Annotated in this window: 21 protein-coding genes; 8 read left to right on the forward strand and 13 right to left on the reverse strand. The window is 52.6% G+C overall.

The window, feature by feature from the left end:
* Positions 1–618 precede the first annotated feature (618 nt).
* The gene (locus ACQ4M4_RS13595) at positions 619–1,743 is read left to right on the forward strand and encodes an anion transporter (RefSeq protein ID WP_430685031.1); all 1,125 of its coding nucleotides are present in this window, start codon (positions 619–621) and stop codon (positions 1,741–1,743) included.
* A 226-nt stretch (positions 1,744–1,969) separates the two neighbouring features.
* Here ACQ4M4_RS13595 and ACQ4M4_RS13600 read toward each other — a convergent pair whose 3' ends face one another.
* From ACQ4M4_RS13600 to glyA, 3 genes are all read right to left on the reverse strand, one after another.
* Complete coding sequence (locus tag ACQ4M4_RS13600; RefSeq protein WP_430685032.1) at positions 1,970–2,353, reverse strand: alr0857 family protein; 384 nt, start codon at positions 2,351–2,353, stop codon at positions 1,970–1,972.
* A gap of 224 nt (positions 2,354–2,577) precedes the next feature.
* The gene (locus ACQ4M4_RS13605) at positions 2,578–2,868 is read right to left on the reverse strand and encodes a hypothetical protein (RefSeq protein WP_430685034.1); all 291 of its coding nucleotides are present in this window, start codon (positions 2,866–2,868) and stop codon (positions 2,578–2,580) included.
* 399 nt (positions 2,869–3,267) lie between these two features.
* Positions 3,268–4,551 (reverse strand): serine hydroxymethyltransferase, encoded by a 1,284-nt coding sequence (gene glyA, locus ACQ4M4_RS13610; protein ID WP_430685035.1) that lies wholly within the window; start codon positions 4,549–4,551, stop codon positions 3,268–3,270.
* 406 nt (positions 4,552–4,957) lie between these two features.
* Here glyA and ACQ4M4_RS13615 point away from each other — a divergent pair, with 406 nt between their 5' ends.
* Positions 4,958–5,092 carry a hypothetical protein gene (locus tag ACQ4M4_RS13615; protein ID WP_430685036.1) on the forward strand — a complete coding sequence of 45 codons (135 nt, stop codon included), beginning with the start codon at positions 4,958–4,960 and terminating at the stop codon, positions 5,090–5,092.
* 119 nt (positions 5,093–5,211) lie between these two features.
* Here the strand turns inward: ACQ4M4_RS13615 and ACQ4M4_RS13620 are convergent, their stop codons facing one another.
* On the reverse strand, positions 5,212–5,397 hold the full coding sequence (locus ACQ4M4_RS13620; RefSeq protein ID WP_430685037.1) for a hypothetical protein: 186 nt from the start codon (positions 5,395–5,397) through the stop codon (positions 5,212–5,214).
* A gap of 254 nt (positions 5,398–5,651) precedes the next feature.
* Here ACQ4M4_RS13620 and ACQ4M4_RS13625 point away from each other — a divergent pair, with 254 nt between their 5' ends.
* Positions 5,652–6,131 carry a Tic20 family protein gene (locus ACQ4M4_RS13625; protein WP_430685038.1) on the forward strand — a complete coding sequence of 160 codons (480 nt, stop codon included), beginning with the start codon at positions 5,652–5,654 and terminating at the stop codon, positions 6,129–6,131.
* A 186-nt stretch (positions 6,132–6,317) separates the two neighbouring features.
* Here ACQ4M4_RS13625 and ACQ4M4_RS13630 read toward each other — a convergent pair whose 3' ends face one another.
* The 5 genes from ACQ4M4_RS13630 to ACQ4M4_RS13650 all read right to left on the reverse strand — a co-directional run bounded on the left by ACQ4M4_RS13630 (position 6,318) and on the right by ACQ4M4_RS13650 (position 10,945).
* Positions 6,318–7,550: a DUF445 domain-containing protein gene (locus ACQ4M4_RS13630; RefSeq protein WP_430685039.1), complete on the reverse strand. Its 1,233-nt coding sequence runs from the start codon at positions 7,548–7,550 to the stop codon at positions 6,318–6,320.
* A 72-nt stretch (positions 7,551–7,622) separates the two neighbouring features.
* Positions 7,623–8,348 (reverse strand): bifunctional demethylmenaquinone methyltransferase/2-methoxy-6-polyprenyl-1,4-benzoquinol methylase UbiE, encoded by a 726-nt coding sequence (gene ubiE, locus ACQ4M4_RS13635; RefSeq protein ID WP_430685040.1) that lies wholly within the window; start codon positions 8,346–8,348, stop codon positions 7,623–7,625.
* Between the two features lie 123 nt (positions 8,349–8,471).
* The gene (locus tag ACQ4M4_RS13640; RefSeq protein ID WP_430685041.1) at positions 8,472–9,428 is read right to left on the reverse strand and encodes a response regulator; all 957 of its coding nucleotides are present in this window, start codon (positions 9,426–9,428) and stop codon (positions 8,472–8,474) included.
* Positions 9,429–9,789: 361 nt separating this feature from the next.
* The gene (gene miaA / locus ACQ4M4_RS13645; RefSeq protein ID WP_430685042.1) at positions 9,790–10,761 is read right to left on the reverse strand and encodes a tRNA (adenosine(37)-N6)-dimethylallyltransferase MiaA; all 972 of its coding nucleotides are present in this window, start codon (positions 10,759–10,761) and stop codon (positions 9,790–9,792) included.
* Positions 10,754–10,945, reverse strand: a complete 192-nt coding sequence (locus tag ACQ4M4_RS13650) for a hypothetical protein (RefSeq protein WP_430685043.1) — start codon at positions 10,943–10,945, stop codon at positions 10,754–10,756. The genes miaA and ACQ4M4_RS13650 overlap by 8 nt, the downstream gene beginning before the upstream one ends.
* 80 nt (positions 10,946–11,025) lie before the next feature.
* On the opposite strand from ACQ4M4_RS13650, the gene gyrB reads away from it, so the two are divergent.
* The gene (gene gyrB, locus ACQ4M4_RS13655) at positions 11,026–12,963 is read left to right on the forward strand and encodes a DNA topoisomerase (ATP-hydrolyzing) subunit B (RefSeq protein WP_430685044.1); all 1,938 of its coding nucleotides are present in this window, start codon (positions 11,026–11,028) and stop codon (positions 12,961–12,963) included.
* A gap of 400 nt (positions 12,964–13,363) precedes the next feature.
* On the opposite strand, the gene secA is transcribed toward gyrB, so the two are convergent.
* Positions 13,364–16,150: a preprotein translocase subunit SecA gene (gene secA / locus ACQ4M4_RS13660; RefSeq protein ID WP_430685045.1), complete on the reverse strand. Its 2,787-nt coding sequence runs from the start codon at positions 16,148–16,150 to the stop codon at positions 13,364–13,366.
* 347 nt (positions 16,151–16,497) lie between these two features.
* Positions 16,498–17,061: a hypothetical protein gene (locus tag ACQ4M4_RS13665; RefSeq protein ID WP_430685046.1), complete on the reverse strand. Its 564-nt coding sequence runs from the start codon at positions 17,059–17,061 to the stop codon at positions 16,498–16,500.
* Positions 17,062–17,581: 520 nt separating this feature from the next.
* Between ACQ4M4_RS13665 and ACQ4M4_RS13670 the strand changes: the two genes are divergently transcribed.
* Positions 17,582–18,064, forward strand: a complete 483-nt coding sequence (locus ACQ4M4_RS13670) for a GNAT family N-acetyltransferase (RefSeq protein WP_430685047.1) — start codon at positions 17,582–17,584, stop codon at positions 18,062–18,064.
* A 104-nt stretch (positions 18,065–18,168) separates the two neighbouring features.
* On the opposite strand, the gene ACQ4M4_RS13675 is transcribed toward ACQ4M4_RS13670, so the two are convergent.
* Both ACQ4M4_RS13675 and radA read right to left on the reverse strand, forming a co-directional pair.
* Entirely contained in the window at positions 18,169–18,657 is a 489-nt protein-coding gene (locus ACQ4M4_RS13675; protein WP_430685048.1) for a GNAT family N-acetyltransferase, read from the reverse strand.
* A complete protein-coding gene (gene radA / locus ACQ4M4_RS13680) occupies positions 18,654–20,162 on the reverse strand; it encodes a DNA repair protein RadA (RefSeq protein ID WP_430685049.1) in 1,509 nt (502 codons plus the stop codon). Before radA ends, ACQ4M4_RS13675 begins: the two co-directional genes overlap by 4 nt.
* A 324-nt stretch (positions 20,163–20,486) precedes the next feature.
* Between radA and rpaB the strand changes: the two genes are divergently transcribed.
* From rpaB to ACQ4M4_RS13695, 3 genes are all read left to right on the forward strand, one after another.
* Positions 20,487–21,230, forward strand: a complete 744-nt coding sequence (rpaB, locus tag ACQ4M4_RS13685) for a response regulator transcription factor RpaB (RefSeq protein ID WP_430685050.1) — start codon at positions 20,487–20,489, stop codon at positions 21,228–21,230.
* 75 nt (positions 21,231–21,305) lie between these two features.
* A complete protein-coding gene (plsX, locus tag ACQ4M4_RS13690) occupies positions 21,306–22,379 on the forward strand; it encodes a phosphate acyltransferase PlsX (protein ID WP_430685051.1) in 1,074 nt (357 codons plus the stop codon).
* Positions 22,379–23,383 (forward strand): beta-ketoacyl-ACP synthase 3, encoded by a 1,005-nt coding sequence (locus ACQ4M4_RS13695; protein WP_430685052.1) that lies wholly within the window; start codon positions 22,379–22,381, stop codon positions 23,381–23,383. The genes plsX and ACQ4M4_RS13695 overlap by 1 nt, the downstream gene beginning before the upstream one ends.
* Positions 23,384–23,481 lie beyond the last annotated feature (98 nt).

Below are 23,481 nucleotides of genomic sequence, written 5' to 3' on the forward strand. Positions count from 1 at the left end.
CCATATCATGAGCATTTGTTGACGAGGTTAAGCCACAACAGATTCACAAGTACGTCTTTAGACGGATAAATCGTCGATATTCCTTGAGGTTGATCTATCGTCTACCCCAAACTTAATTAGCCCCTCAGCTCCTGTTAAGAGTATGTTGAATTACTTTCCATTTAGCTTCCATTTTCACTTTCAATTTCATTTCATTCAATGTTCTAAAAATTCACTCAAGTATTTCATCAAATTAATATATAATTTCATCCTATTTCCATCAATTTTGCATAATTTTCTATATTTTAAGTCGATCATCTAATAATTCCGCACATATTATTTAACATCAGTTTCAGTTAAGTTTTTTGGGGAACCGCGCGGCGCGCGATTCTCAAAGAAAGCATGTTTTTGCGTGCGCGTCATGCACGCAAAAATGGGCACTTTAGCTTATCCAAAACTCACGTTATTTATGAGAAAGCGAAAGAAGCAATGCGATCGCCCACAGACGACTCAGGGTATGATTTTTTCACTTGATTGGGCATCACAACATTGTTGGCAACCGCTGCACTCATCGCTAAATATTTAATCCTTGCCGTTAGTTATATCGGGCTGGGGCTGGGTTTCTTTCCGGGATTGCGTATGAACCGCGCCACCATTGCGATCGCGGGTTCTGCGGCGGTGCTAGCGTTGGGCTTGCTGTCATTGAGCGAGGCGTGGGCGGCAATCGACCCCACCACCATTGTGTTTTTGTTTAGCACGATGGTGGTCAATGCGTATCTCAGTTACTCCGGCTTCTTTCAGCTAGCGCTGTTCTATCTAACCCGGCTAACCACCAGCCCATTCGGCTTATTGGTTACCTTAACGTTTGGCAGTGGCCTACTGTCAGCGGTGTTTCTCAATGACACGATCGCCATTGTGTTTACACCACTCACCATTGCCCTGGCCCAATCGCTCAAGCTCAATCCCATTCCCTATTTGCTGGCGCTGGCAGCTGCTACAAACCTTGGCTCTGTGGCCACGCTCACTGGCAATCCGCAAAACATTTTGGTTGGGTCGTTTTCGGGAATCAGCTACCTGTTCTTTGCCCAAGTCATGAGTCCGATCGCCCTGGTGGGATTGGCAATTCAGCTGGGATTGCTCTGGTGGATGTATCCTGAGGTGCGATCGCTTCAACCCCAGACCTATTGCCCAACCTTTCGCTGGCGCATCCATCGACCTTTGCTGCGCAAAACATTAGTTGTTTCCGTCGCCATGTTGGCAGCATTTATTGTGGGGTTGCCGCTGGCACAGTCGGCCTATGTGGCGGCGGCACTGCTGCTCATTACCCGCCGCATCAAGCCTCAGCGCGTTCTCAAAGATGTGGATTGGGGTGTGCTGGTGTTGTTTGCAGGGCTATTCATCCTCACACGTAGTTTGCAAAACCTGAACGTGCTGAATGGAGTTGCCAACTGGGCCAACCATCCTGCCAGCCTAACCTTGCTGGTTACGGGATTGTCCAATCTCATTTCCAATGTTCCGGCGGTGTTGCTGCTGCAAACGTTTGTTGCACCCGACGACACCCAATCCTGGATGCTATTGGCTGCTGGCTCAACCCTGGCCGGAAATCTGACGTTGTTTGGAGCTGTTGCCAACCTGATTACCGCTGAAGCCGCAGCAGCGCAGGGCTACCCGCTCTCTTTTTGGACGCATCTCAAATTTGGCGTACCGCTCACCGTGATGGTATTGGCGATCGCCTACGGGTGGATTGTATGGCAAGTACCCTAAACGACCGACAGGAAGCTTTCTCCCAAAAAGGCGAAAGTCGCACGATGCCAGACAAGAAGCCTCGCCCAGCATCATGCCAACTCCATGCCTACCTCAACGTGAGTTTTGAATCAGCTCAAGTGTCCATGCCAAAACTGGCGTTCACTCATCAACTCGGCAGCCAAACGAGGCTTTGCCTTGATGGGGATGAGCAAATTCCATCCATTCACCCCCATCAAGGCAGTCATTACGGAACCGAGACAACGGACTGCGATGCTACCCAGGTGCGGTAGAGCAAGCGCTCCACGACGGCGGGCAGCGCTACCAAAAAGATGCCCTCCAAAGCCGCATCATGCGAGGCAATCCACTGACCTGTTAAGGTCACTTCCAGATAGGTGTCATCCACCACTGAAAGGGTAAACAGGCCCCGACCTGCGGCACCCAATGTTGTCAACACATCCCCCAATCCAGGAATGTGCTGGGGCAGCAAAAAGGAGGCGCTCCCCGGCTCAACATGCAGAGTTTGCCCTGCCTGTAGCGATAGCATGACTCGTTGTGCAACGACGGTTTCTAAGGATTGTGCGATCGCTTCTATGTGCAATCCTGCATCCATGTATGTAAGCTTCAACATTTCTGTTTTGATTCCTTTACCAATGGAATGGAGTGAGACTGTACCCACGAAATGAATTGGCCGAAGAAGAACAGGCAAAGGGCAGATTCAGGCCGACTTGCAGAGTCGTGCAGTTGGGAATTCTGCGAACACAGCGACAGGTTTTCTCCCAAAAAACGAACCCCTGCTTCCGAATCTTTCAGGAGCAGGGGCCAGAGAATACGCAGAATGCGTGTTTGGCAGATCTAGGCAGGTGCCAACCGACACCTACTGCTCCTTACATGAGTCAAAAAATCGTTGAATTCGTAGCCAAAACCATGCACCATCCCTGTGGCAGCGGCATTGAACTGACCCTTGAGTTCTTGGCGGATGAGGCTGGTGGCGCTCGTGCCCAGCAGTGTGGCTGACTCAATCAACGAATGAGTAGGCACATGTATGCCTGGGAATGGCCGATACCCCAATCGAGAAATGCCAAGGTTACCCAGTGCGCCAGCGAGGCTGATACCTAATGAAACCGCATCCCAAAGTTGGGGCATGAGGAACTGCTGACCCTTGGAGGGCTGGCAGAACCACAGACTCAACCAAATTGACGACAGGATGCGTGACATCAAAAATACTTTTGCGAAAGATGGTTTTTAGATACTACACAATGTAATATCGGCTGTCTAGCGGTACAAATACTCAATTGCACTCAATCAACCGCTAGCATAAGTGGCTCGGAGCTCTTCTCAAGCGCCTCCATACAATACAAATGCGTTCGTCCAGGCCAAATTTCGTAGGCTTGCATCAATCTTAGAAGCTGGCCTTGGAGATTGGGCGATCGCCGTTCCCCTCTCTCATAAAAACTAACTCTCATAAAAAAAGGGCTAGCTCATTCGCTAACCCTCCATATCGCACTTTAATCTCAAGCTGCGTTTATCACTAAACGATGGCCCCTACACCAAGGCAGGCTCTGCGGCGCTGAGATGGGGATAGAGCGGGAACCGATCGCACAGCGTGGCAATGCGGCGGCGGCAGTCTTGGGCGACCGATTCATCATCAGGGCTGAGCAGGCGATCGCTAATGATGTTTGCAATCTCAACAAACTCTGGCTCTGCCATGCCGCGAGTAGTCATTGCAGGCGAACCCAGACGAATGCCGCTAGTCACAAACGGTGACTCAGGATCAAACGGTACGGTGTTCTTGTTGGCCGTAATATTGGTATCACCCAACAGTTGGTCGGCACGCTTACCCGTCATGCCAATTGAGCGCAGGTCTACCAGCATCAGGTGGTTATCGGTGCCATTCGACACCAGCTTAAAGCCGCGAGCCTGCAGCTGAACTGCCATGGCTTGAGCGTTCTTAATCACTTGTCCGCAGTAGGTTTTGAACTCAGGCTGCAATGCTTCACCAAAGGCAACGGCCTTCGCGGCAATCACATGCTCCAAGGGGCCACCCTGCGTGCCGGGGAATACCGCTTTGTCAAACTTTTTGCCGAGTTCGGCATCGCGAGTCATGATCAGGCCACCGCGAGGGCCACGTAGAGTTTTGTGGGTGGTGGTGGTCACCACATCACAGTAGGGAATGGGGTTGGGATGATGTCCTGCTGCAACCAAACCTGCAATATGAGCAATGTCGGCCAACAAGTAGGCACCAACTTCATCGGCGATCGCCCGGAATTTTTCAAACTCAATCATGCGGGGATAGGCCGAATATCCGCAGATAATCATCTTTGGCCGATGCTGCACTGCCAGATCCCGAATTTGGTCAAAGTCTAACCGCTCGGTTTCCTGGTTAACGCCGTACTGCACCACGTTAAACCACTTGCCCGACACGTTCACCGGAGACCCGTGAGTCAGGTGTCCACCATGGGACAAGTCCATGCCCAAAATGGTGTCGCCGGGCTGAAGCAGCGCCAAGAACACAGCAAAGTTGGCCTGTGCACCCGAGTGGGGCTGCACGTTAGCATGGGCTGCACCAAACAATTCCTTGACCCGGTCGATCGCCAGCTGTTCAATGCTGTCAACAAATTCGCAACCGCCGTAGTAGCGCTTGCTGGGCAGCCCTTCGGCGTACTTGTTGGTGAGCACAGAGCCCTGTGCCGCCATCACCGCAGCCGAAGTAAAATTCTCACTAGCAATCAGTTCAAGATGAGTTTGCTGACGCTTTAGTTCGTCTTGAATCAAGCCAGCCACAGACGGATCCGACTTTAGCAAAAAGTCCCAATTCGATTGAGTCACAACCACGCTCCCAGGAGGTATTCAATTCATCACATGCATTTCAAGGGAAATGCACCATGCCCAAACCGCACCCAAGGTATCTCAATGTTGGGGTTAGGTTTATGCGTCGGTAATCATCCCAAAAACGAGATCAGCACACTTACCCAAGATTCTTCATCATAACTCTGTTTCGGACTCAGTCGAAGCGGGAATCTTGGGGTTGTGGATGGTTGTGGGCAGGTGGCCCAGCTGCCATAGAGTCACTCCATCACCCCGCAAACCCACGGTTGCCTAGCCTGCAAAGAAGAGGGGTAATGTTCTAAACATGTGGATGTGTGTGGTAGAAGATCGACTTCATCGCCCTTCTACCACACACATCCACAACTGTGAAACACAACCAGAAGAGGCTTGTATGGAGGAGTCTGGTATGGAGAAATACAGTGAGCAACTCGGCTCACCACTACTCTATGTCTCACGGCTAGAGATTCGGCAGTTCTTAATTTTCTCTCTGGTTTCGCGATCGCTCAAAATTCGCTGGCTAGAATTGAAGAGTGGTTCCTAACGCGACATGAACCCTTCTGGGGCAGCAGTTGAGGCAGCATCGCCGTGCGAGGTGTCCTATGCTCGTCATTGTTCTGAATAATCAAATTATTGCACCCCAACAAGTGTGCCAGGGGTGCCTCATGGCCGACCAAAGCGGTCAACCGCGTTGGGCTCAGGGTCGGTTGCGGTGTGGGCGATCGCTCGACCGTCCCACAACTGAGCTTCCCGAACAATTTGAATGCCAAATGGGCTTTCGAGTAGCAAATATTGAATAAGTGAATGCGCCACAACCCGCACCAAGACTAAATCCCCAAACGGGTTCATTCAAACCTAGTCCTCAGCCAAGCAGCGTCATTACCCGATTGGCGGTGAATGTAGCGTCTACTCCCCTGCGACGTTTTGGATAGTTTGCGATAATCTAACTACAACTGCATGCCGCATTGCGCAAACTTGCGCAGTTGAATCGTGAGCTTGGAATGCCGCGTTGTAGAGTTCATTAACCCTCTGCTGGCCGCCAATCTCCGACAAAGCACGTAAGCTGTTTGGTTCAACTCAATTGCTAGTTTTGGAGAGTTTTCATGTCTTGGCGTAGCTCCACCACCCCAACCGATCGCCTGTTTGGCTGTCTTGTTTACCTGCTGCCCCTGCTGGATAGCTTGAACTTTGCGCTTCCGTTCTTTAGCCAATTTCCCGAGCTTCGCTTCATCCTTGCCCCATTGATGCCACTATTTGCGATCTATCGCGGAATTCCGTTCGTAGGGCTGATTGTCTTTTTTGCGTTGTTTTTGTTGGTTGTCCGCAACGAAAGCATGCCGCACTTTATTCGTTTCAACACCATGCAGGCCATTTTGCTCAGTATTGTAGTCTTCCTATGCCAGATCATCATTGATATGGCATTGGCTCCCGTGTTGGGCGGTGGATTGTTGGTCGCGACTTTATACAACGTTGTGTTTCTAGGCGTTTGGGGCACGGTTATTTACTCGGTTGTACAATCCGCCCGGGGACTCTATGCCGAAATTCCAACGCTGTCGGATGCGGTTCACATGCAGGTTCGCTAAAGCAGCGCGTTTTGACGCCGAGGCTTGCAGCTCGTTCGGTTCAACCGAAACGCAAACCAAGCAACCGAAGACAGATAGAAGACAGATAGAAGACATACAAAGGTCGTTCTAGGGTTCGCTCAGGACGACCTTTATGGTAAGTGGGGAGATTGGAATGATGAGAGCTGGATGAACTGGAGCGATCGCCTATCGCGTCATGAGCAAAAACAGAGTTTGCAAGAGGCCAACAACCACACCCAAGATGCCGCCCAAATTCACAATGCCCTGCAGCTCACTCTTAACAATCCCTTGAATCGCATTTTCCAGGTCGCGGGGTGCCGTATCCATCACCCGATCGATAATTACCTGTTCTAAATTCAGAATGGGAATGATTTGGGCCACGATCGCTTCCAAATCGCGCTCGATATAGCGTTCCAGCACCAGTGCCAGTTCCAAGCTCACCGGGTTCAGCGCTTCGTTAAACGCTTCGGAGTTTTGCAAACGGTTGAGCACTATCACCGCTACCTTCTGCCAATCGATAGAATCACTCAGCTCCGACATTAAGCTTTCGCCTGCCGTTTGCACATAGGTGCGAATGGTATCGCGCATCGTTTTCCGCAATTGGCGGACAGTAGCCACAGGCAAGTTTTGCAACGAAAAGTTTTGCAACCATTCTCGCAGCCGAACACGAATGCTGAGGGTACGAATCAACTCCGCCAGAAGTGCGTTGCTAGCCTCCCGCTCGTCCAAAAAATAGGTCCGCAGCCGAATCAGCGCATTCCGTACCCCAAATAAGTTGGCAACCAGCCAATAGGTGCCGCTGGTTTTTTCGCGAAAGCCCTCATCAATGAGTTGAATGTTGCGATCGGTAAGGAAATCGACAATGCCCTGCCGCATCACATCTGGTGGCACCACAATGTCTAGCAGCCATCCGGCAAGCTGATCGGCTTGTGGGCTGGTGAGCTGTAGATCCAGCAGCACTCGGTCAAAAATTTGATTGAGCTGTGCTTCTAAAAAATCTTCGCGGCGAGCGAGCACCTTGATCAATCGGGGCAGTGATTGCCCTAGCAAGTCATGCAAAATGCTAGCCACAATTTTGACGGTGCGCTGCTGGTCATCCTTCTGAATTTGCTCTAGGGCGAGGCGCAACAGCCATTCGATTGCAGCTTGCACACGCTCCGTTTCTAGCAGCTTGGCGGTGAGCTTTTGCAGCTCGGTTGGGGTGAGCAGCGATCCCATAATCGCACCAGAAACCCGCTGAGCTAGGCGGTCTTGATTGCTGGGAATGAGACCGGGCGTAAACGGTAAGCGTCGCCCGCCTACATACACAGGCTTGTACGGACGAAACAACATTTTGATGGCGATGTCGTTGGTGAAATAGCCAATCACGCCACCAAGAATGGGAGGAGCCAGATACAGCCAAACAGAGAAGAGATTCAAGAGGAGAACTTACAGGTTTGCAATGAAGCGAAGTTAAACGATGGAAAATACGCAGCAGATGTGAGCTGCTTCTTATAGGGTATCGGTTGGCTTGGGTTTGGTGGCAACCAAAATTCCCATCATGCCGCCTGCGATCGCATAGTGAACCCCATGGCAAAATCCTGCCTGCTGGGCCAAGCGCACCTGGTCTGGGCCAGCAGGAAATCGCTCCAAGCTGGGGGCAATGTAGGCATATTCCTCGCGCATGCCCAACCGAGCCGCCGTTGGCACGACTAACGTATCGAGATACCACTGCTGAAACGTTTGCATGATGGGATCGCTGGGACGATGAAAGTCGAGAATGGCGACCTTGGCTCCTGGTTTGAGAACCCGATACAGCTCGCTCAGGCTACCCGGAATATCGACCACATTGCGCAATCCGTAGCCCATGGTAGCTGCGTCAAATGTATGGTCGGCAAAGGGAAGCTGCAAGGCATCCCCCTCTACCCAGGTGATGGGCAGTGGCTGAACACGCTGCTGAGTCATGGTATTGGCGATCGCCAACAGCTCCGTCGAAAAATCCAGACCATATACCCGTCCGTTGGGGCCAACAGCCTGGGCCAGCAGCCGAGTCAGGTCTCCACTCCCACAGCACACATCCAGGCAAGTGCCCCCCATGGGCGGCTCACTCCAGCAAACGGTCATTTGCTTCCAAACGCGGTGCAAGCCCAAACTCAACCAATCATTAAATTGATTGTAAACCGGGGCAATGCGGTTAAAGATCGCTTGAATCTCTTGCGGCTGCGGGGTAGAACTCACAAAAAAGCAGGGCGGAAATCGGTACATTTCCACCCTAGCCTGTTCTGACGCATACTGAACATGTGCAAGGCTATGAAGTCGGCAGCGAGATGGCCTCCCGCCAAGTTTAAGCCTTACCAGCCCTTAGGCTGTGACAAACATTTTGTGGGCGCAGGTCAGCGCTAATGCCACTTGCTGCACCGAGAGCCCCAGCAGGGTTAGCTCATCATCACGCAGGGCGCGGGGCTCTTTCCACTGAAGGGAAATGAGCGCCAGCACCGCATCTTGAAAAATAGCGGGAATGAGGAGGTTGGCCTGGATGGAAGCATCAATGGGGTTTGCAGGGGCCGTTTGCCCGTTTTCGCTCACGTTGTAGGCAATGAGCACGGGCTTTTGGGTGGCGATCGCATCTTGAGCCTTGGCTTCGTGAGTCAGCAAGGGCTTCATTTCCTCGCCGGCACCAAATACCCCAACCGTATTGGCCAAAGCGCCAGCTTCCACCATGTGTAGCAAGCACACATTGGCGTCAAACGTTTGGCTAAAGGCAGCGGCAATATCTTGCAGCATCGCCTCCATACTAGTGGGCTTGCGCGTGATTTTGACAATGGTGCCCAGCAGTTGGGTTTGGGCATGGGCGCGGCGCAAATCTTCGGTGCGCTGCTTCATCAGGTCGTAGGTTTCAGCAGCACGCTGCACCACCGCCTTCAATTCGTTGGGGTCCCAGGGCTTGGTGATGTACTTGTAGACTTGGCCAGAGTTAATGGCTTCGACCAAGTCTTCTACATCAGTAAAGCCTGTCAGAATAATCCGCATGGTGTCGGGGAATTGAGGCACGGTTTTACTCAAAAACTCGGTGCCCTTCATTTCGGGCATGCGCTGGTCGGAAATAATGACGGCGACCTCGCCCTCTTGTGCCAACATCTGTAACGCCACTACCCCGCTCTCGGCCCGCAACACATTAAAGTCTCGACGGAAGGTGCGGTACAGTAAATCCAAATTGTCTGGCTCGTCGTCTACCACCAGCATTTTGGGCTTTCTGGGACGCTCCAGGCTCATCAGCTGTTGGCTGATGTTTTCTAGCTCTGGAATTCCACTTTCCATATCTAATAGTCTCCTTACAGGTCTGGATTATGCGACTGGTTGTTGGGCGATCGCCGCGACCGCTTGACACCGTTGAGGAACCTTTTGTATCTGCCCCCGTTCCCTCTTCTATAGTCTTGACAGTTTTGCTTTGGTTCTAACGCGATCTCGCGTAAATTTTGAATCAATCTGCCATCCTGCCGCTCCCTCCAACCGTTTTATTTACAAAAATATGAGTCGGTTGATGGATGATGACCCATTAAAATTCTGCGTAACGAAGTTTATTCACGAACATTCGCATTGGGGTCAGGTTTGCTCCGCGATTCAAATTACAAATCAACTGCCAAACGGGCGATCGCCCTCCCCAACCCTACAACGCACCTTAAGATGATTGCGGCAAGAAGTCCTGCACTCGCTGCCACACAAGCTCTACCAAGTTTGGATCTTCAGAATCGAACCACTCAATGGTGGAGTCGGCCCGAAACCAAGTCCGCTGCCGTTTGGCAAACTGGCGCGTGTGCAACACCGTTTGAGCGATCGCGTCTTCCAACGAGAGCGTTCCTTGTAGATAGTGGCGCACCTCTTGATATCCCAGCGTATTGAGCAATGGCAGTGCTTCACCGTACTTGTGGCAGAGCGTTTGCACTTCGTCCACAAACCCCATGGCGATCATGTGCTGGGTGCGGGCCTGAATTCGCTGGGTGAGGCGATCGCCCTGGTCGTTGGTGCCTAGGCAATCCAGGCCAATTTGCAGAATGGGATAGGCCGGGGGACGCTCGCCCTGTTGCTGAGACATCGGTATGCCCGTGGTGTAGAACACTTCTAGCGATCGCAGCGTGCGGACTTGATCTCGTGGATGAATTCGAGCGGCAGCCGCGGGATCGACCTGTTGCAACACGGTATAGCACCAGGGCTGGCCCAGTTCAGCCAGTTGCGATCGCAGGGCAGCCTGGGGTGGCACTCGCGGAATTTGCATTCCCCGCACAATGGACTTGATGTAGAGCCCGGTTCCGCCAACCAGCAAGGGGGGCGGTTCTGCCAAGCGGTGCGCTTTAGCGATGAGGTGTTGCACCTGCTGCTGATACTCCGCAACGGTTAAGGTTTCCGTTGGCTCACAGGTATTTATTAAATAATGTGGAGCCTGCTGGAGATCAGCAGGTGAAGGTTTTGCCGTGCCAATATCGAATTCGCGATACACTTGGCGGGAGTCGGCACTAATAATGATGCTGCCCAGCCGCCGCGCTAGCGCGATCGCCAGCCCAGACTTGCCACTGGCAGTTGGCCCACAAATCACAATTAACGCTGGCTCGCTAGAATCTGGCTCGCTAGAATACAGTACAGAAGTATCATCCATCAAGACTGGAATACGGCTCCATTACAAAATACGGCTGGCGACCCAAGGCTTGTCTCCGTAGCGGGCGATCGCAGTCAGGCAGTCGCCTCAAAACCGACATAAAATTGCTCACATTCGCTACAATTTCATGCGGTACCACTCCCTCATCAAACTTCAGCGCAAATACGCCTAGAACGGCTTTCAAGCCTTTTGTGATATAATTTAGGGGTTATTTGATGTTTTGAAGTAAGGCGAGCCTCAAAACAGATATAGGAGTTTCCATAAATGACATCGAGTTACGGTGCTGACCAGATTCGCGTCCTAGAAGGGTTGGAAGCGGTTCGCAAACGGCCGGGCATGTACATCGGTAGTACGGGTCCCCGGGGTCTGCACCATCTAGTGTATGAGGTCGTCGATAACTCAGTTGATGAAGCCCTAGCAGGTTACTGCAAAACCATTAACGTTACCCTCAACGCCGATGGCTCAGTCACCGTGGTAGATGACGGCCGTGGCATTCCAACCGGGATTCATCCTCGCACAGGAAAGTCGGCTCTGGAAACCGTGCTGACGGTGCTACATGCAGGTGGCAAGTTTGGCGACGGTGGGTATAAGGTCTCTGGGGGTCTGCACGGAGTTGGTATTTCGGTGGTTAATGCCCTGTCGGAATGGGTAGAAGTCACGGTTCACCGCGAAAAGCAGAGCCATACGATGCGGTTTGAGCGCGGTGTAACCGTGGGAGAGATGAAGGTGGTTCCCAGCGCCGAAAATCGCACCGGAACAACCGTGACCTTTAGGCCCGATACCGACATCTTTACCACAGGTATTGAGTTCGACTACTCCACATTAGCAGGCCGATTGCGCGAACTGGCCTTTTTGAACGGTGGTGTGCGCATTACCTTTACCGATGCTCGATTGGAGCTGCTCAAAGCGGATGAGCCGCGCTGCGAAACCTATTTCTACGAAGGTGGCATTCGCGAGTATGTGGCTTATATCAACCACGACAAGCAGCCCATCCATGAAGAAATTATTTATGTGCAGGGCGAGCGCAACAACATTCAGGTTGAAGTATCGCTACAGTGGTGCCTGGATGCCTATACCGACAATCTGCTGGGCTTTGCCAACAACATTCGTACAGTGGATGGTGGAACTCACCTGGAAGGCTTGAAGGCAGTGCTGACACGAACGATGAATGCGATCGCTCGTAAGCGCAACAAGCTCAAGGAAAATGAGTCGAACCTCGCCGGTGAGAATATTCGCGAGGGCCTCACGGCAGTTATCTCCGTCAAGGTACCCGACCCCGAATTTGAGGGACAGACGAAAACGAAGCTGGGTAACACTGAAGTTCGCGGTATTGTGGATACCGTTGTGGGAGAAGCTCTAACTGAGTACTTGAATTTCCGGCCTGCGGTTGCTGACTCCATTTTGGAGAAGGCGATTGAAGCGTTTAAGGCGGCGGAAGCGGCCCGTAAGGCACGGGAACTGGTGCGCCGCAAGTCGGTGCTAGAGTCCTCCACGCTGCCGGGTAAGTTGGCAGACTGTGCTTCCCGCGATCCCAGTGAGTCGGAAATCTTTATTGTGGAAGGGGATTCTGCGGGTGGTTCGGCCAAGCAAGGTCGCGATCGCCGTTTCCAGGCAATTCTGCCGCTGCGAGGCAAAATCCTCAACATTGAGAAAACCGACGATGCCAAGATCTACAAGAACACGGAGATTCAAGCCCTGATCACCGCGTTGGGTTTGGGCATTAAGGGCGAGGAGTTTGATTCAAGCCAACTCCGCTACCACCGCATCATCATCATGACGGATGCAGACGTAGACGGGGCTCACATTCGTACGCTGCTGCTCACATTCTTTTATCGCTACCAGCGGGCTATGGTGGATCAGGGCTTTGTGTACATTGCTTGCCCACCTCTGTACAAAGTGGAGCGCGGTCGAAATCACTTCTACTGCTACAGCGATCGCGAACGCGACCAAATTATTGCTGGGTTTCCTGACAATGCCAAGTTCGATATTCAGCGCTTTAAGGGTTTAGGAGAAATGATGCCCCAGCAGCTCTGGGACACCACAATGAATCCCGACAGCCGCACGCTGAAGCGCGTTGAGATTGAAGACGCGGCCGAAGCCGATCGCATCTTTACGGTGCTGATGGGCGATCGCGTTGCACCTCGTCGTGAGTTCATCGAAACCCATGGTTCCAAGCTAAATCTCCAGGATCTAGACATTTAGATTGTTTCGAGTTCAATAATTCTTCAAGTGGCTGTCCGGTTGTACAGCCACTTTTTGTTTTTTGGCTAGGCTCCAGATTGCCAAGGAGATTGGGCGTTCAACTACCGTTCAGCTCTCAGTCTCGAAGCAAGCGCGCTGGGTGCAGTCAAGGGACGACAGAGTGTTTAATAACGCGATCGCCAAGCCCACAATCCCATCATCAACCATCGCACCTAGCGCCATAACATCAGTTCTGAATCAACCAAAGCCCGTTTTTACATGCGTATTGACAGACAAAAATGGGCTTTTCTGAGGGATGCGAGACGCAAACTCCCAGAAAAGCCCTGAACGATAGTTGATGTTACGAAGCGGTTATCTATTTCCGCGAACGCAACCGCTAAACCTCAAGCTCCAAAGTGGCTTAGACCATTTCAGAGGTTTGCACCACAGGCTGTGGTTGCGGCTGGAATTGGAATAGTGAATACACCACGTTGCGGCGAATGTCCGTCATCATGTTGAGGAACAATTCGTATCCCTCGCTCTTGTACTCGATCAGTGGGTCTTTTTGACCATAACCCCGCAAACCCACCGACTCCCGCAAAGCGTCCATTTGCTGCAGGTGTTCGCGCCATAGTGTATCAATCTGCTGGAGAATGAAGAACCGCTCGGCTTGCCGCATCAGTCCTTGTTTAATCGCATCCACTTCGGCTTCTTTGCGATCGTAGGCAATGCGCACTTGCTCATGCAGAAACGTCTTGATCTCGCCAGGAGAGAGGTCTTCTAAATGGCTAGGCTGCATATCAGCTAGCAAATAGACAAATTCCTTCACCTTGGTCACGACCTTGTCAAGCTCCCACTCTTCAGAGGGTAGATCGGGGTTAATGTAGGCGTTGACGATGTCATCCATCGTCATTTCAGCGTACTTGATTACCTGTTCTTTCAGGTCTTGCCCTTCTAGTACCCGACGACGCTCAGCATAAATCGCTTTCCGCTGATTGTTCATGACCTCGTCATACTCAAACACCTGCTTTCGGATGTCGTAGTAGTAGGTCTCAACTTTCTTCTGGGCACCTTCGAGCGATCGCGTCAAGATCCCCGATTCAATCGGCATATCTTCTTCTACCCGGAAGGCATTCATCAAACCAGCAACGCGATCGCCCCCAAAGATTCGCAGCAGGTTATCTTGCAAGCTGAGGAAGAAGCGTGTAGAGCCAGGGTCGCCCTGCCGTCCGGCCCGACCCCGTAGCTGGTTGTCAATTCGGCGCGACTCATGGCGCTCAGTACCAATCACATGCAAACCACCTAGACTGGTCACTTCATTGTGCTCAGCGCTGGTATAGGCTTCGTACTCTTTCTTGACCCGATTGTAAGCTTCACGGAGTTTGAGCAACACCTGGTCATCTGTCGGGGCCTTTTCGGCTGCCGTTGCCACGATGTCTTCAGCCCGCAGTTCAGGCAATGACTGGTCACCAAACTGCTTCGCGGCAAAATCCACCGCATCTTTCAAAACTTGTTCAGTTTCTTTGGATAGCTCAGTGGGGAAAATCTGAGGAGACGCTTTCCAGGTTTTGACCTTTTTGCCAGGGGCAAACCCCTGTCCACCACTGCGAGGATTACCATCCATCGGGCGAACCACCGAGAAGGAGCCTTCATCCTCAGGCTGTACCAGGCGCGGCATAAAGTACTCCCGCACCTTCAAACGAGCCATATAGTCTGAGTTACCCCCCAGAATAATATCGGTACCCCGTCCCGCCATGTTAGTGGCGATCGTTACGGCACCCTTACGCCCAGCCTGAGCAACGATCTCGGCTTCCCGCTCAACATTCTCGGGTTTAGCATTCAGCAGCTTGTGAGGAATTTGGATTTGGCTCAGCAGGGCAGACAGGACTTCCGATTTTTCAACGCTGGTTGTACCAACCAACACCGGACGCCCCATTTCGTGCATTTCAGCACATTCCTGCGCCACAGCTTTCCACTTTGCCTCCTCGGTCTTGTACACCACATCCGACAAATCTTGTCGAATGTTTTTGCGGTTAGTGGTGATGATCGTAACTTCGAGGTTATAGATCTTCTCGAATTCCGCCTCTTCCGTCTTTGCGGTACCCGTCATACCGGCCAGCTTGGGATAGAGCAAGAAGAAGTTTTGATAGGTAATGGTGGCCATCGTCTGCGTTTCGGGCTGGATGTCCACATGCTCTTTGGCTTCGATCGCTTGGTGCAGACCATCACTCCAGCGGCGACCCGGCATGACCCGTCCAGTAAATTCGTCAACGATGACGATTTCACCATTCCCAACGATGTAGTTCACATCTTTGGTAAACAGTTCCTTGGCTTTGATGGCGTTGAAGACATAGTGCGCCCAAGGATCTTTGGGATCGAACAGATCGGTCACGCCCAAAAGCTGCTCAGCCGCAATAAAGCCTTCATCCGTCAGCAGCACGTTACGCTGCTTCTCGTCCACTTCATAGTGCTCATCAATGGTGAGCTGGGTAGCTACTTGAGCAGCTTTCAAATACTTTTCGCTTGGGCGATCGACTTGTCCTGAAATGATGAGCGGAGTTCGCGCTTCGTCGATCAACACGGAGTCCACTTCGTCAATCACACAATAGTTAAACGGACGCTGCACCACTTCGTCGATTGAGGTGGCCATGTTGTCGCGCAGGTAGTCGAACCCCAGTTCGCTGTTGGTGCCGTAGGTAATGTCGCAGGCATAGTTGCGGCGACGCTCTTCGGGGTTCATGCCTTGCTGAATCAAACCCACGGTCAGGCCCAAGAAGCGGTGAACCTGCCCCATCCACTCTGCGTCGCGGCGTGCCAAGTAGTCGTTGACGGTGACCACGTGAACGCCTTTACCGCTGAGGGCATTGAGGTAGGCAGGTAGGGTGGAGACGAGGGTTTTTCCTTCGCCAGTTTTCATTTCGGCAATTTGCCCGTCGTGTAGCACCATGCCGCCCAAGAGCTGCACATCAAAGTGGCGCATGCCCAGCACTCGCTTACCCGACTCGCGCACAACCGCAAACGCCTCGGGCAAGATGTCGTCCAGGCTTTCACCTTTTTCGATGCGTTGCCGAAATTCGGCGGTTTTGCCGCGTAACTCGTCATCCGATAGGCGTTCCATTTCGGGTTCCAACGAGTTCACTAAAGCGATATCAGGCTGATATTTCTTGAGCTTGCGTGCGTTGGGGTCACCCAGCAGATTTTTTAACATGGCAACAAGGCGCGAAAAACTAGTGCTTTATTAGGCTTGAATGATAGTTCAGCTTGGACGGATCTGGTTGGTGCGCGATCGCCCTTCCAAAGTGGGCGTTGGCTAAGCTGCAGCCGTCGAAGTCGCCCAGAGGTCATAGTTCTAGCTCAATACAGGCAAATTACCCATATCTTTTACATCCTATCACTTGGGTTCGTAAAGGAGGGGGAGGTTCAGCATCGGGGTTAGGATTTGGACGCTCGCTGCAACCGCGAGTAGGCACAACGGCTCGGCTGGGCGGCTCGGCTGGGTGGCTCAGCTGGGTGATGGAGGGGTGATGGAGGTTCGTTGGTCTTCTGGTTCATTCCTTAAGGAGATCTCAGCGGCCGATAGTTGAACTCGGGTGCACCGGGGTGACAGCTTACACAGCCCGTAATGTTCACAGGGCGTGGCACATCGACACCGGGATGTAGCGCATTGAAGAAGCGGGATTGGTTCAGGCGTACGATGTCGTCTTCGTTGTCTAAGCGAGAGCGGGAAGAATACCGCACGTAGTTCCACATCGTCTGCAGCACGGGGCCTTGTAGGGGCGTGATTTGCACACCGTAGTGGTTGGGGTTGGGCAACAGGTTGGCCCAGGTTTGGAGAGGCAAGACGGCTGGGGGTGGCGCAACGTGGCAGGTGGCGCACTCTCGCACGTAGAGCTGTTGGCCAAGCTGAAGCTGTTCAGGAACAGGATCAATGCCCCCCGTCGCGATGAGGGTGGGTGGCGGTGTTGTGGCAGTGGCAAGGCCCAATCCCAACCCCACGCAGCACAGGGCCGTGATAACAGCAAGCACACTTTGCCGCAGGAGGCGCGATCGCACGGGAATGCCTGGAATGTGTTGTTTGCTCGGCCAATGCCATCCACGAATGTTGGGTTGTTTGCTCACCGATAAACCTCTGCTGTTGAATCCTTCAAATGACAGATCACGAAAGTCATCCCCATGATGAACGCTGGAAGCTAGGTCAATTTTGGTTGTGGGCTTTTAGGAGTCGCTCAAAGCCTTCCAGGGACAAATCACTCAGGGATAAAAGCTGGCATCAAATTGTCATGATTTCAAAACTAACAGGTCTCAGCCGTCTTGTTCCGGAAGGACTGGGTTGCAAACTCAACCCATTTCACCTGGCTTTGGTTTTCAAGGGTTTCACAAACCTAGTTCAATAGAGAAAATTGTTGGAGCAAGCTGCGTTTTTAGATTTATGGCACGGTTGAGTGGGCGATCGCCTAAAAAAATTTTCAACCGATGCGGCAGGAGTAATTCTGTTGGGTGAAGTGTATACAAAATTGCGTGCTCTAGCTTGAAATTAGTTTTGCGATCGCGTATCTAAAAGGCTAAACGCTGGAAAAAATTGTCTGCTTCACACTGCTTGGCAAACGGATCATTAATTGCTGTGGGAGATAGATCTGGCATGGATTGTAGTCACGTTCAGTTTTGTGTACATGAGGGATTCACGACGGGTACCTGTTCGCGTGACATCGATCTAGAACAATTGCAAGAGCTATTTCGCGTGACGGCTCATTGGGGGCGCGATCGCCAGATCCCGGATCTAGAAATTGCCATTCGCAACAGTAAACCCGTGGTCACCATTTGGGATGGCGCACACCTGATTGGCTTTGCCCGTGCCACATCCGATGGGGTTTATCGCGCCACCATTTGGGATGTACTGGTTCATCCGGATTATCAAGGTGCGGGTTTGGGCCGCAAGCTGGTAGAAACCGTTCTCATGCACCCCCACGTAAACCGAGCTGAGCGGGTATACCTGATGACAACCCATCAGCAAAAATTCTACGAGCGCATCGGTTTTGAGGAAAATCAAACAACAACGATGGTGCTATTCAACCAATCGGTGTTGCAACAAGAGCTATCGCAAGTCACCGAAGCGTTGCAGTAAGGCTCCCAAGCTGCATCACTCAACCTCCCACTCAACAGAAGCCCCTGGTTGCGTGCGCATTGTGCACGCAACCAGGGGCGCTGCGGCCAAACCCAGGACAGATGCTAGGTGAGTCGGCGTTCGTAGGTGACTTCGTAGGGCTGGTAGTCGAGCTGTTCGTAGGCTAATCGGGCGATCGCATTGTTATACAACGTGGTGATCCGCACAGTTGAAAGCCCCAGCGATTTGAAATGTTGCTCAGCCGCAAGCAGCAGCGCTTTTGCGATCCCTCGACTCCGGGCCGCTTCATCAATGTACAGGTCGGAAACCACGCCAAACCGCTTGTCGGAATTGATGATGTGCAGGTCATCTGGGTCGAGGTGTTCTACCAAGCAGACCAGAAATCCCCAAATCGTGCCATCGGCATCGGCGACAAAAATGCGCCCCTGATGTTGAACCACTAACTCTTCTAAATAGCCAAAGTGGGCACTGGCAATGACTCGACCATCGCTGCGGTTGGGATGGAGCGATCGCTCATAGTTTTGTAACTGCGCCATGAGCTTGACCAATTGTGGGCGATCGAGGGCGACGGCATCGCGGATGGAATGGTTCATGAGTCGGCGCGACCTCCGGTTGCAGTGCCGCCAGCCAGTGCAGTGGTAATGGCATCCACCACACGCGATGCCGGAATAATATCGAGTCCCAAATTGGTGTGGTTGGCCTGTCCAGCAGGCACAATCGCCCGCTCAAAGCCCAACTTGGCCGCTTCTTTCAGCCGCAGCTCTAGCTGAGAAACGGGGCGCACCTGCCCACCCAGTCCCACCTCTCCAATGATCACCAGTTTGGGATCGACGAAGCGATCGCGAAAACTGGCCGCCACCGCCACCGCCACCCCCAAATCGCCAGCGGGTTCTCCCACATTAATTCCACCGGAAGACGATACATAGGCATCCAGCTTGGATAAGGGAATACCCACCCGCTTTTCAAGCACCGCCAAAATTTGCAAGAAGCGGTTGTATTCAATGCCCGTGGTCGAACGACGCGGAGACGGATAGCTGGTAGGACTGGCCAGGGCCTGCAATTCTACCACCAGTGGCCGGGTACCTTCGCACGCCACAATCGTGGCAGTTCCAGGAGTTTCCTCATCTCGATTGCCCAAAAACAAAGCCGATGGATTGAGCACCTCATCCAACCCGCGATCCACCATTTCAAATACGCCCAATTCTTGCGTGGCCCCAAATCGGTTTTTTACTGACCGCAGGAGCCGATGGCTAGCAAAGCGATCGCCCTCAAAGTACAGCACCGTATCGACTAAATGCTCCAGAACCTTGGGCCCGGCGATCGCTCCTTCCTTGGTCACATGCCCCACAATAAACAGCGAAATATGCTCCCGCTTCGCCACCTGCATCAGTGCCGAAGTACATTCCCGCACCTGCGATACCGAGCCCGGAGCCGAAGTCAGCGATGCAAAAAATAACGCCTGAATACTGTCAATAATCGCGACCTGAGGCCGCAGAGACTCCAGCTCATTCAAAATTGTCTCTAAATCAATCTCCGGCAAAAGATAAAGCCCCTCATCCCCAGCTTTCCCCGACTCCCGACTCCCAACTCCCGACTCCCCATTCCCCTTCGGCTTATCCGATTCCCCCGCCTCAACGCCAACCCCTAACCGCTGCGCCCGCAGCTTCACCTGCTGGCCCGACTCCTCTGCACACACGTACAGCACACGATACTGCCGAGCCAGTTGATTCGCGGTTTGCAGCAAAAGAGTCGATTTACCAATCCCGGGATCGCCGCCTATCAGCACCAGGGAACCGGGCACAATACCACCGCCCAACACTCGGTCAAGCTCGGTATAGCCCGATGAAAGTCGGGTCTGGGGATGGTCGGAAATTTGCGGCAGGGTGAGCGAGGCAATTGGCTGAGGCTCGGCCGTGGTGCGGGCACGCCGCGCCGTAGGGGTGCGGGTTGCCACTCCAAGTTTGGTAGTCGCCGCCGTCGGAGCTACAACCTGCTCTACAAGCGAGTTCCAGGTGCCGCAAGCAGGGCATTTCCCAAAATATTGAGGAGAACTGGCTCCACATTCATTGCAAACAAAAACAGATCGTTGCTTTGGCATAGCCGTGAAGAGATTACACAATGCAGAGCGATCGCTCTGCCAAATTCAAGGAGTTTCTCAAAAGTGGCGATCGCACCACTCAAGCCCGTCCCAAAACCTGAGTCAACGTCGCTTCTTAAGAATGCTTAACAGATTTCAGGAGGGTTTGTAAGCGAAATTTAACGAAATAATCCTAGATGCGCTATGAATATTAAAAAACTCTGAAATGTAGCAGCGACAGGAATTTCAGCGCTCTGATTATAGAGACATAAGCTACTATCTTTAATGATAGGGTGGAAAGAATTAACTATCAAAAATAAATCGACCCAAGGAGTGTTGAGTAAGTTGGAGAATCACAAAGAAAAAATCCTCGTCGTTGATGATGAAGCTAGCATCCGACGTATTCTCGAAACCCGTCTCTCCATGATTGGGTATGACGTGGTGACCGCCGCCGATGGCGAAGAGGCCCTAGAAACATTTCGTCATGCCGACCCCGACCTAGTCGTGCTAGATGTCATGATGCCCAAGCTAGACGGCTATGGCGTCTGTCAAGAGCTCCGCAAAGAGTCAGACGTACCCATCATCATGCTGACGGCTCTGGGAGATGTCGCCGATCGCATCACGGGCTTAGAGCTGGGAGCCGACGATTATGTGGTCAAACCGTTTTCGCCCAAAGAGCTAGAAGCTCGCATCCGCTCGGTACTGCGTCGGGTCGAAAAAACAGGCACCACGGGCATTCCCAGTTCGGGTGTTATTCAAATCAACACCATTCGCATCGATACCAACAAACGCCAAGTTTATAAAGGCGATGAGCGAATTCGGCTCACAGGAATGGAATTTAGCCTGCTAGAACTGCTGGTGGGGCGATCGGGCGAACCCTTCTCTCGCTCCGAAATTTTGCAAGAGGTCTGGGGCTATACCCCCGAGCGCCACGTAGACACTCGCGTTGTAGATGTTCACATTTCACGCCTCCGCGCCAAGCTAGAAGACGACCCCAGCAATCCCGAACTCATCCTCACAGCCCGGGGAACTGGCTATTTATTCCAACGAATTGTGCCACCCGGTGAGGAAAAAGAAGGGAAATCCTAGATCTCTATGCTCCGACTCCATCAGTGTGTAGAGTCCATCTGGTAGAATTTTTGAGGTTTCTACAACTTCGATCTAATGGGTTCAACTCGAGCACGGATCGCGGTCGATGCGATGGGTGGGGATAATGCCCCTGCCGAAATTGTGGCTGGTGCGCTCCGAGCGCAGGAAGAGCTAGATGCAGATATCCTGCTGGTGGGCGATCCCCAGCAAATTGAGGCTTCTTTGAAGAAGCACAACCCCTCCGCCAAAATGACAATCGTGCCAGCGGAAGGGGTGATTGACATGCATGAAGAGCCGCTCACCGGCATTCGCCGCAAGCCCAAGGCGTCAATTAACGTCGCCATGGACTTGGTGAAGCAGGGGCAGGCCGATGCAGTGGTATCTGCAGGGCATTCGGGTGCTGCCATGGCCGCAGCGTTGTTGCGTTTGGGGCGATTGCCGGGTATTGACCGGCCGGCAATTGGGGCTGTACTGCCTACTATGATGTCCAAGCCAGTGCTGGTATTGGACGTTGGGGCGAATGTGGACTGTCGTCCTAAGTTTTTGGAGCAATTTGCTCTGATGGGGACGATGTACTCGCGCTATGTGTTGGGAATGCCAGAACCAAAAGTTGGCTTGCTCAACATTGGTGAAGAAGCCTCGAAAGGAAATGATTTGGCGGTACGCACCCATCAAATGTTGCAAGACAACCCCAAAATTCCGTTTATTGGCAATGCGGAAGGCCGGGATGTGTTGTCTGGCGAGTTTGATGTCGTGGTGTGCGACGGTTTTGTTGGGAATGTGCTGCTGAAGTTTGCCGAGGCGGTTGGCGAAGTGATGCTGCAAATTATGCGGGAAGAACTGCCTCAAGGACTGAACGGTAAGCTTGGAACGACTATTCTTAAACCGAACCTGCGGCGAATTAAGCAGCGAATGGATCATGCTGAGCATGGGGGTGCGCTGTTGCTAGGAGTTGCGGGTATCTGCATCATTAGTCACGGTAGCTCGCAAGCTCCGTCCATTTTTAATGCGGTTCGCATGGCCAAGGAAGCGGTCGATCACCAAGTGCTAGACAGAATTGGCTCGCAATTTGCACACCCTGAGCCAATTGCGGCAGAAGGGCAAGCGCCTTTGTCTCGCACCAGTGATAAATCAGAGAGTGGTGAATAATGCTGCATGACGTTAACGCAGGGGTTGCCGTGGTGGGCTGTGGCTCGGCGGCTCCTGCTGTTTGCTTGGATAACGAAGCGCTGAGCCAAATGGTTGAGACTTCGGATGAATGGATTTCGAGCCGAACGGGCATTCGTAAGCGGCGCTTGGCTTCTTCAGAAGATTCGCTGCGATCGCTATCGGTGCAGGCCTGCCAAAACGCATTAGCGATGGCTGGTGTAGAGGCGGCAGATGTGGACTTGATTCTGTTGGCCACCTCTACCCCCGATGACCTGTTTGGAACGGCAAGCCGCATTCAGTTTGAGCTAGGAGCGACCAAGGCCGTTGCATTTGACCTAACAGCAGCCTGTTCGGGTTTTGTGTTTGGGTTGGTGACGGCATCCCAATTCATTCGCACGGGTGCGTACAAAACGGTGCTGCTGATTGGGGCCGATGTGTTGTCGCGCTGGACAGACTGGAGCGATCGCCGAACCTGTGTCCTGTTTGGCGATGGGGCTGGAGCCGTTGTGTTGCAAGCAACGGAGGGGAGCGATCGCCTGTTGGGGTTTGAGCTTCGGAGTGATGGTAGCCTCAACAGCTCGTTGAATTTGGCATTTCAGGGTGAGACGCGGAGCCTGGTCGACGGTAAAACCGTCACTCAGGGGAACTTTCAGCCCATCACCATGAACGGCCAAGAAATCTATCGCTTTGCCGTGCGTCGAGTACCCGAAGTGATTGAAAAGGCATTGTTCCGGGCTGATCGAACCGTAGAGCAGGTGGATTGGCTGTTGCTGCATCAGGCCAACCAGCGGATTTTGGATGCTGTGGGCGATCGCTTAAGCATTCCCAGCCACAAAATCATTAGCAATATGGCCGAGTACGGTAACACGTCTGCCGCTTCTATTCCGCTGGCCCTAGATGAGTGGGTTCGCACCGGCAAAATTCAATCCGGTGACACCATTGCGGCGGCTGGTTTTGGGGCTGGCCTCACCTGGGGTGCTGTCATTTTTCAATGGGGGCGTTAACAGGCGATCGCGTGTTCACGACGAAATGAGGCTGAGCTGGCACTCTTCCGTTTTTGCAGTAGTGCTTACAGCTTGTGCTGGTCTTGCTTGAAGGATGC

Source organism: Leptolyngbya sp. AN02str (assembly GCF_050565595.1).
GTDB lineage: Bacteria > Cyanobacteriota > Cyanobacteriia > Elainellales > Elainellaceae > Kaiparowitsia.

Bases quoted from the DNA above. Each gene is read 5' to 3' on its own strand.
- ACQ4M4_RS13595 (WP_430685031.1), top strand. From the start codon at position 619: ATGAACCGCGCCACCATTGCGATCGCGGGTTCTGCGGCGGTGCTAGCG.
- ACQ4M4_RS13600 (WP_430685032.1), bottom strand. From the start codon at position 2,353: ATGTTGAAGCTTACATACATGGATGCAGGATTGCACATAGAAGCGATC.
- ACQ4M4_RS13605 (WP_430685034.1), bottom strand. From the start codon at position 2,868: ATGCCCCAACTTTGGGATGCGGTTTCATTAGGTATCAGCCTCGCTGGC.
- ACQ4M4_RS13615 (WP_430685036.1), top strand. From the start codon at position 4,958: ATGGAGAAATACAGTGAGCAACTCGGCTCACCACTACTCTATGTCTCA.
- ACQ4M4_RS13620 (WP_430685037.1), bottom strand. From the start codon at position 5,397: ATGAACCCGTTTGGGGATTTAGTCTTGGTGCGGGTTGTGGCGCATTCA.
- ACQ4M4_RS13625 (WP_430685038.1), top strand. From the start codon at position 5,652: ATGTCTTGGCGTAGCTCCACCACCCCAACCGATCGCCTGTTTGGCTGT.
- ACQ4M4_RS13640 (WP_430685041.1), bottom strand. From the start codon at position 9,428: ATGGAAAGTGGAATTCCAGAGCTAGAAAACATCAGCCAACAGCTGATG.
- miaA (WP_430685042.1), bottom strand. From the start codon at position 10,761: ATGGATGATACTTCTGTACTGTATTCTAGCGAGCCAGATTCTAGCGAG.
- gyrB (WP_430685044.1), top strand. From the start codon at position 11,026: ATGACATCGAGTTACGGTGCTGACCAGATTCGCGTCCTAGAAGGGTTG.
- secA (WP_430685045.1), bottom strand. From the start codon at position 16,150: ATGTTAAAAAATCTGCTGGGTGACCCCAACGCACGCAAGCTCAAGAAA.
- ACQ4M4_RS13670 (WP_430685047.1), top strand. From the start codon at position 17,582: ATGGATTGTAGTCACGTTCAGTTTTGTGTACATGAGGGATTCACGACG.
- ACQ4M4_RS13675 (WP_430685048.1), bottom strand. From the start codon at position 18,657: ATGAACCATTCCATCCGCGATGCCGTCGCCCTCGATCGCCCACAATTG.
- radA (WP_430685049.1), bottom strand. From the start codon at position 20,162: ATGCCAAAGCAACGATCTGTTTTTGTTTGCAATGAATGTGGAGCCAGT.
- plsX (WP_430685051.1), top strand. From the start codon at position 21,306: ATGGGTTCAACTCGAGCACGGATCGCGGTCGATGCGATGGGTGGGGAT.
- ACQ4M4_RS13695 (WP_430685052.1), top strand. From the start codon at position 22,379: ATGCTGCATGACGTTAACGCAGGGGTTGCCGTGGTGGGCTGTGGCTCG.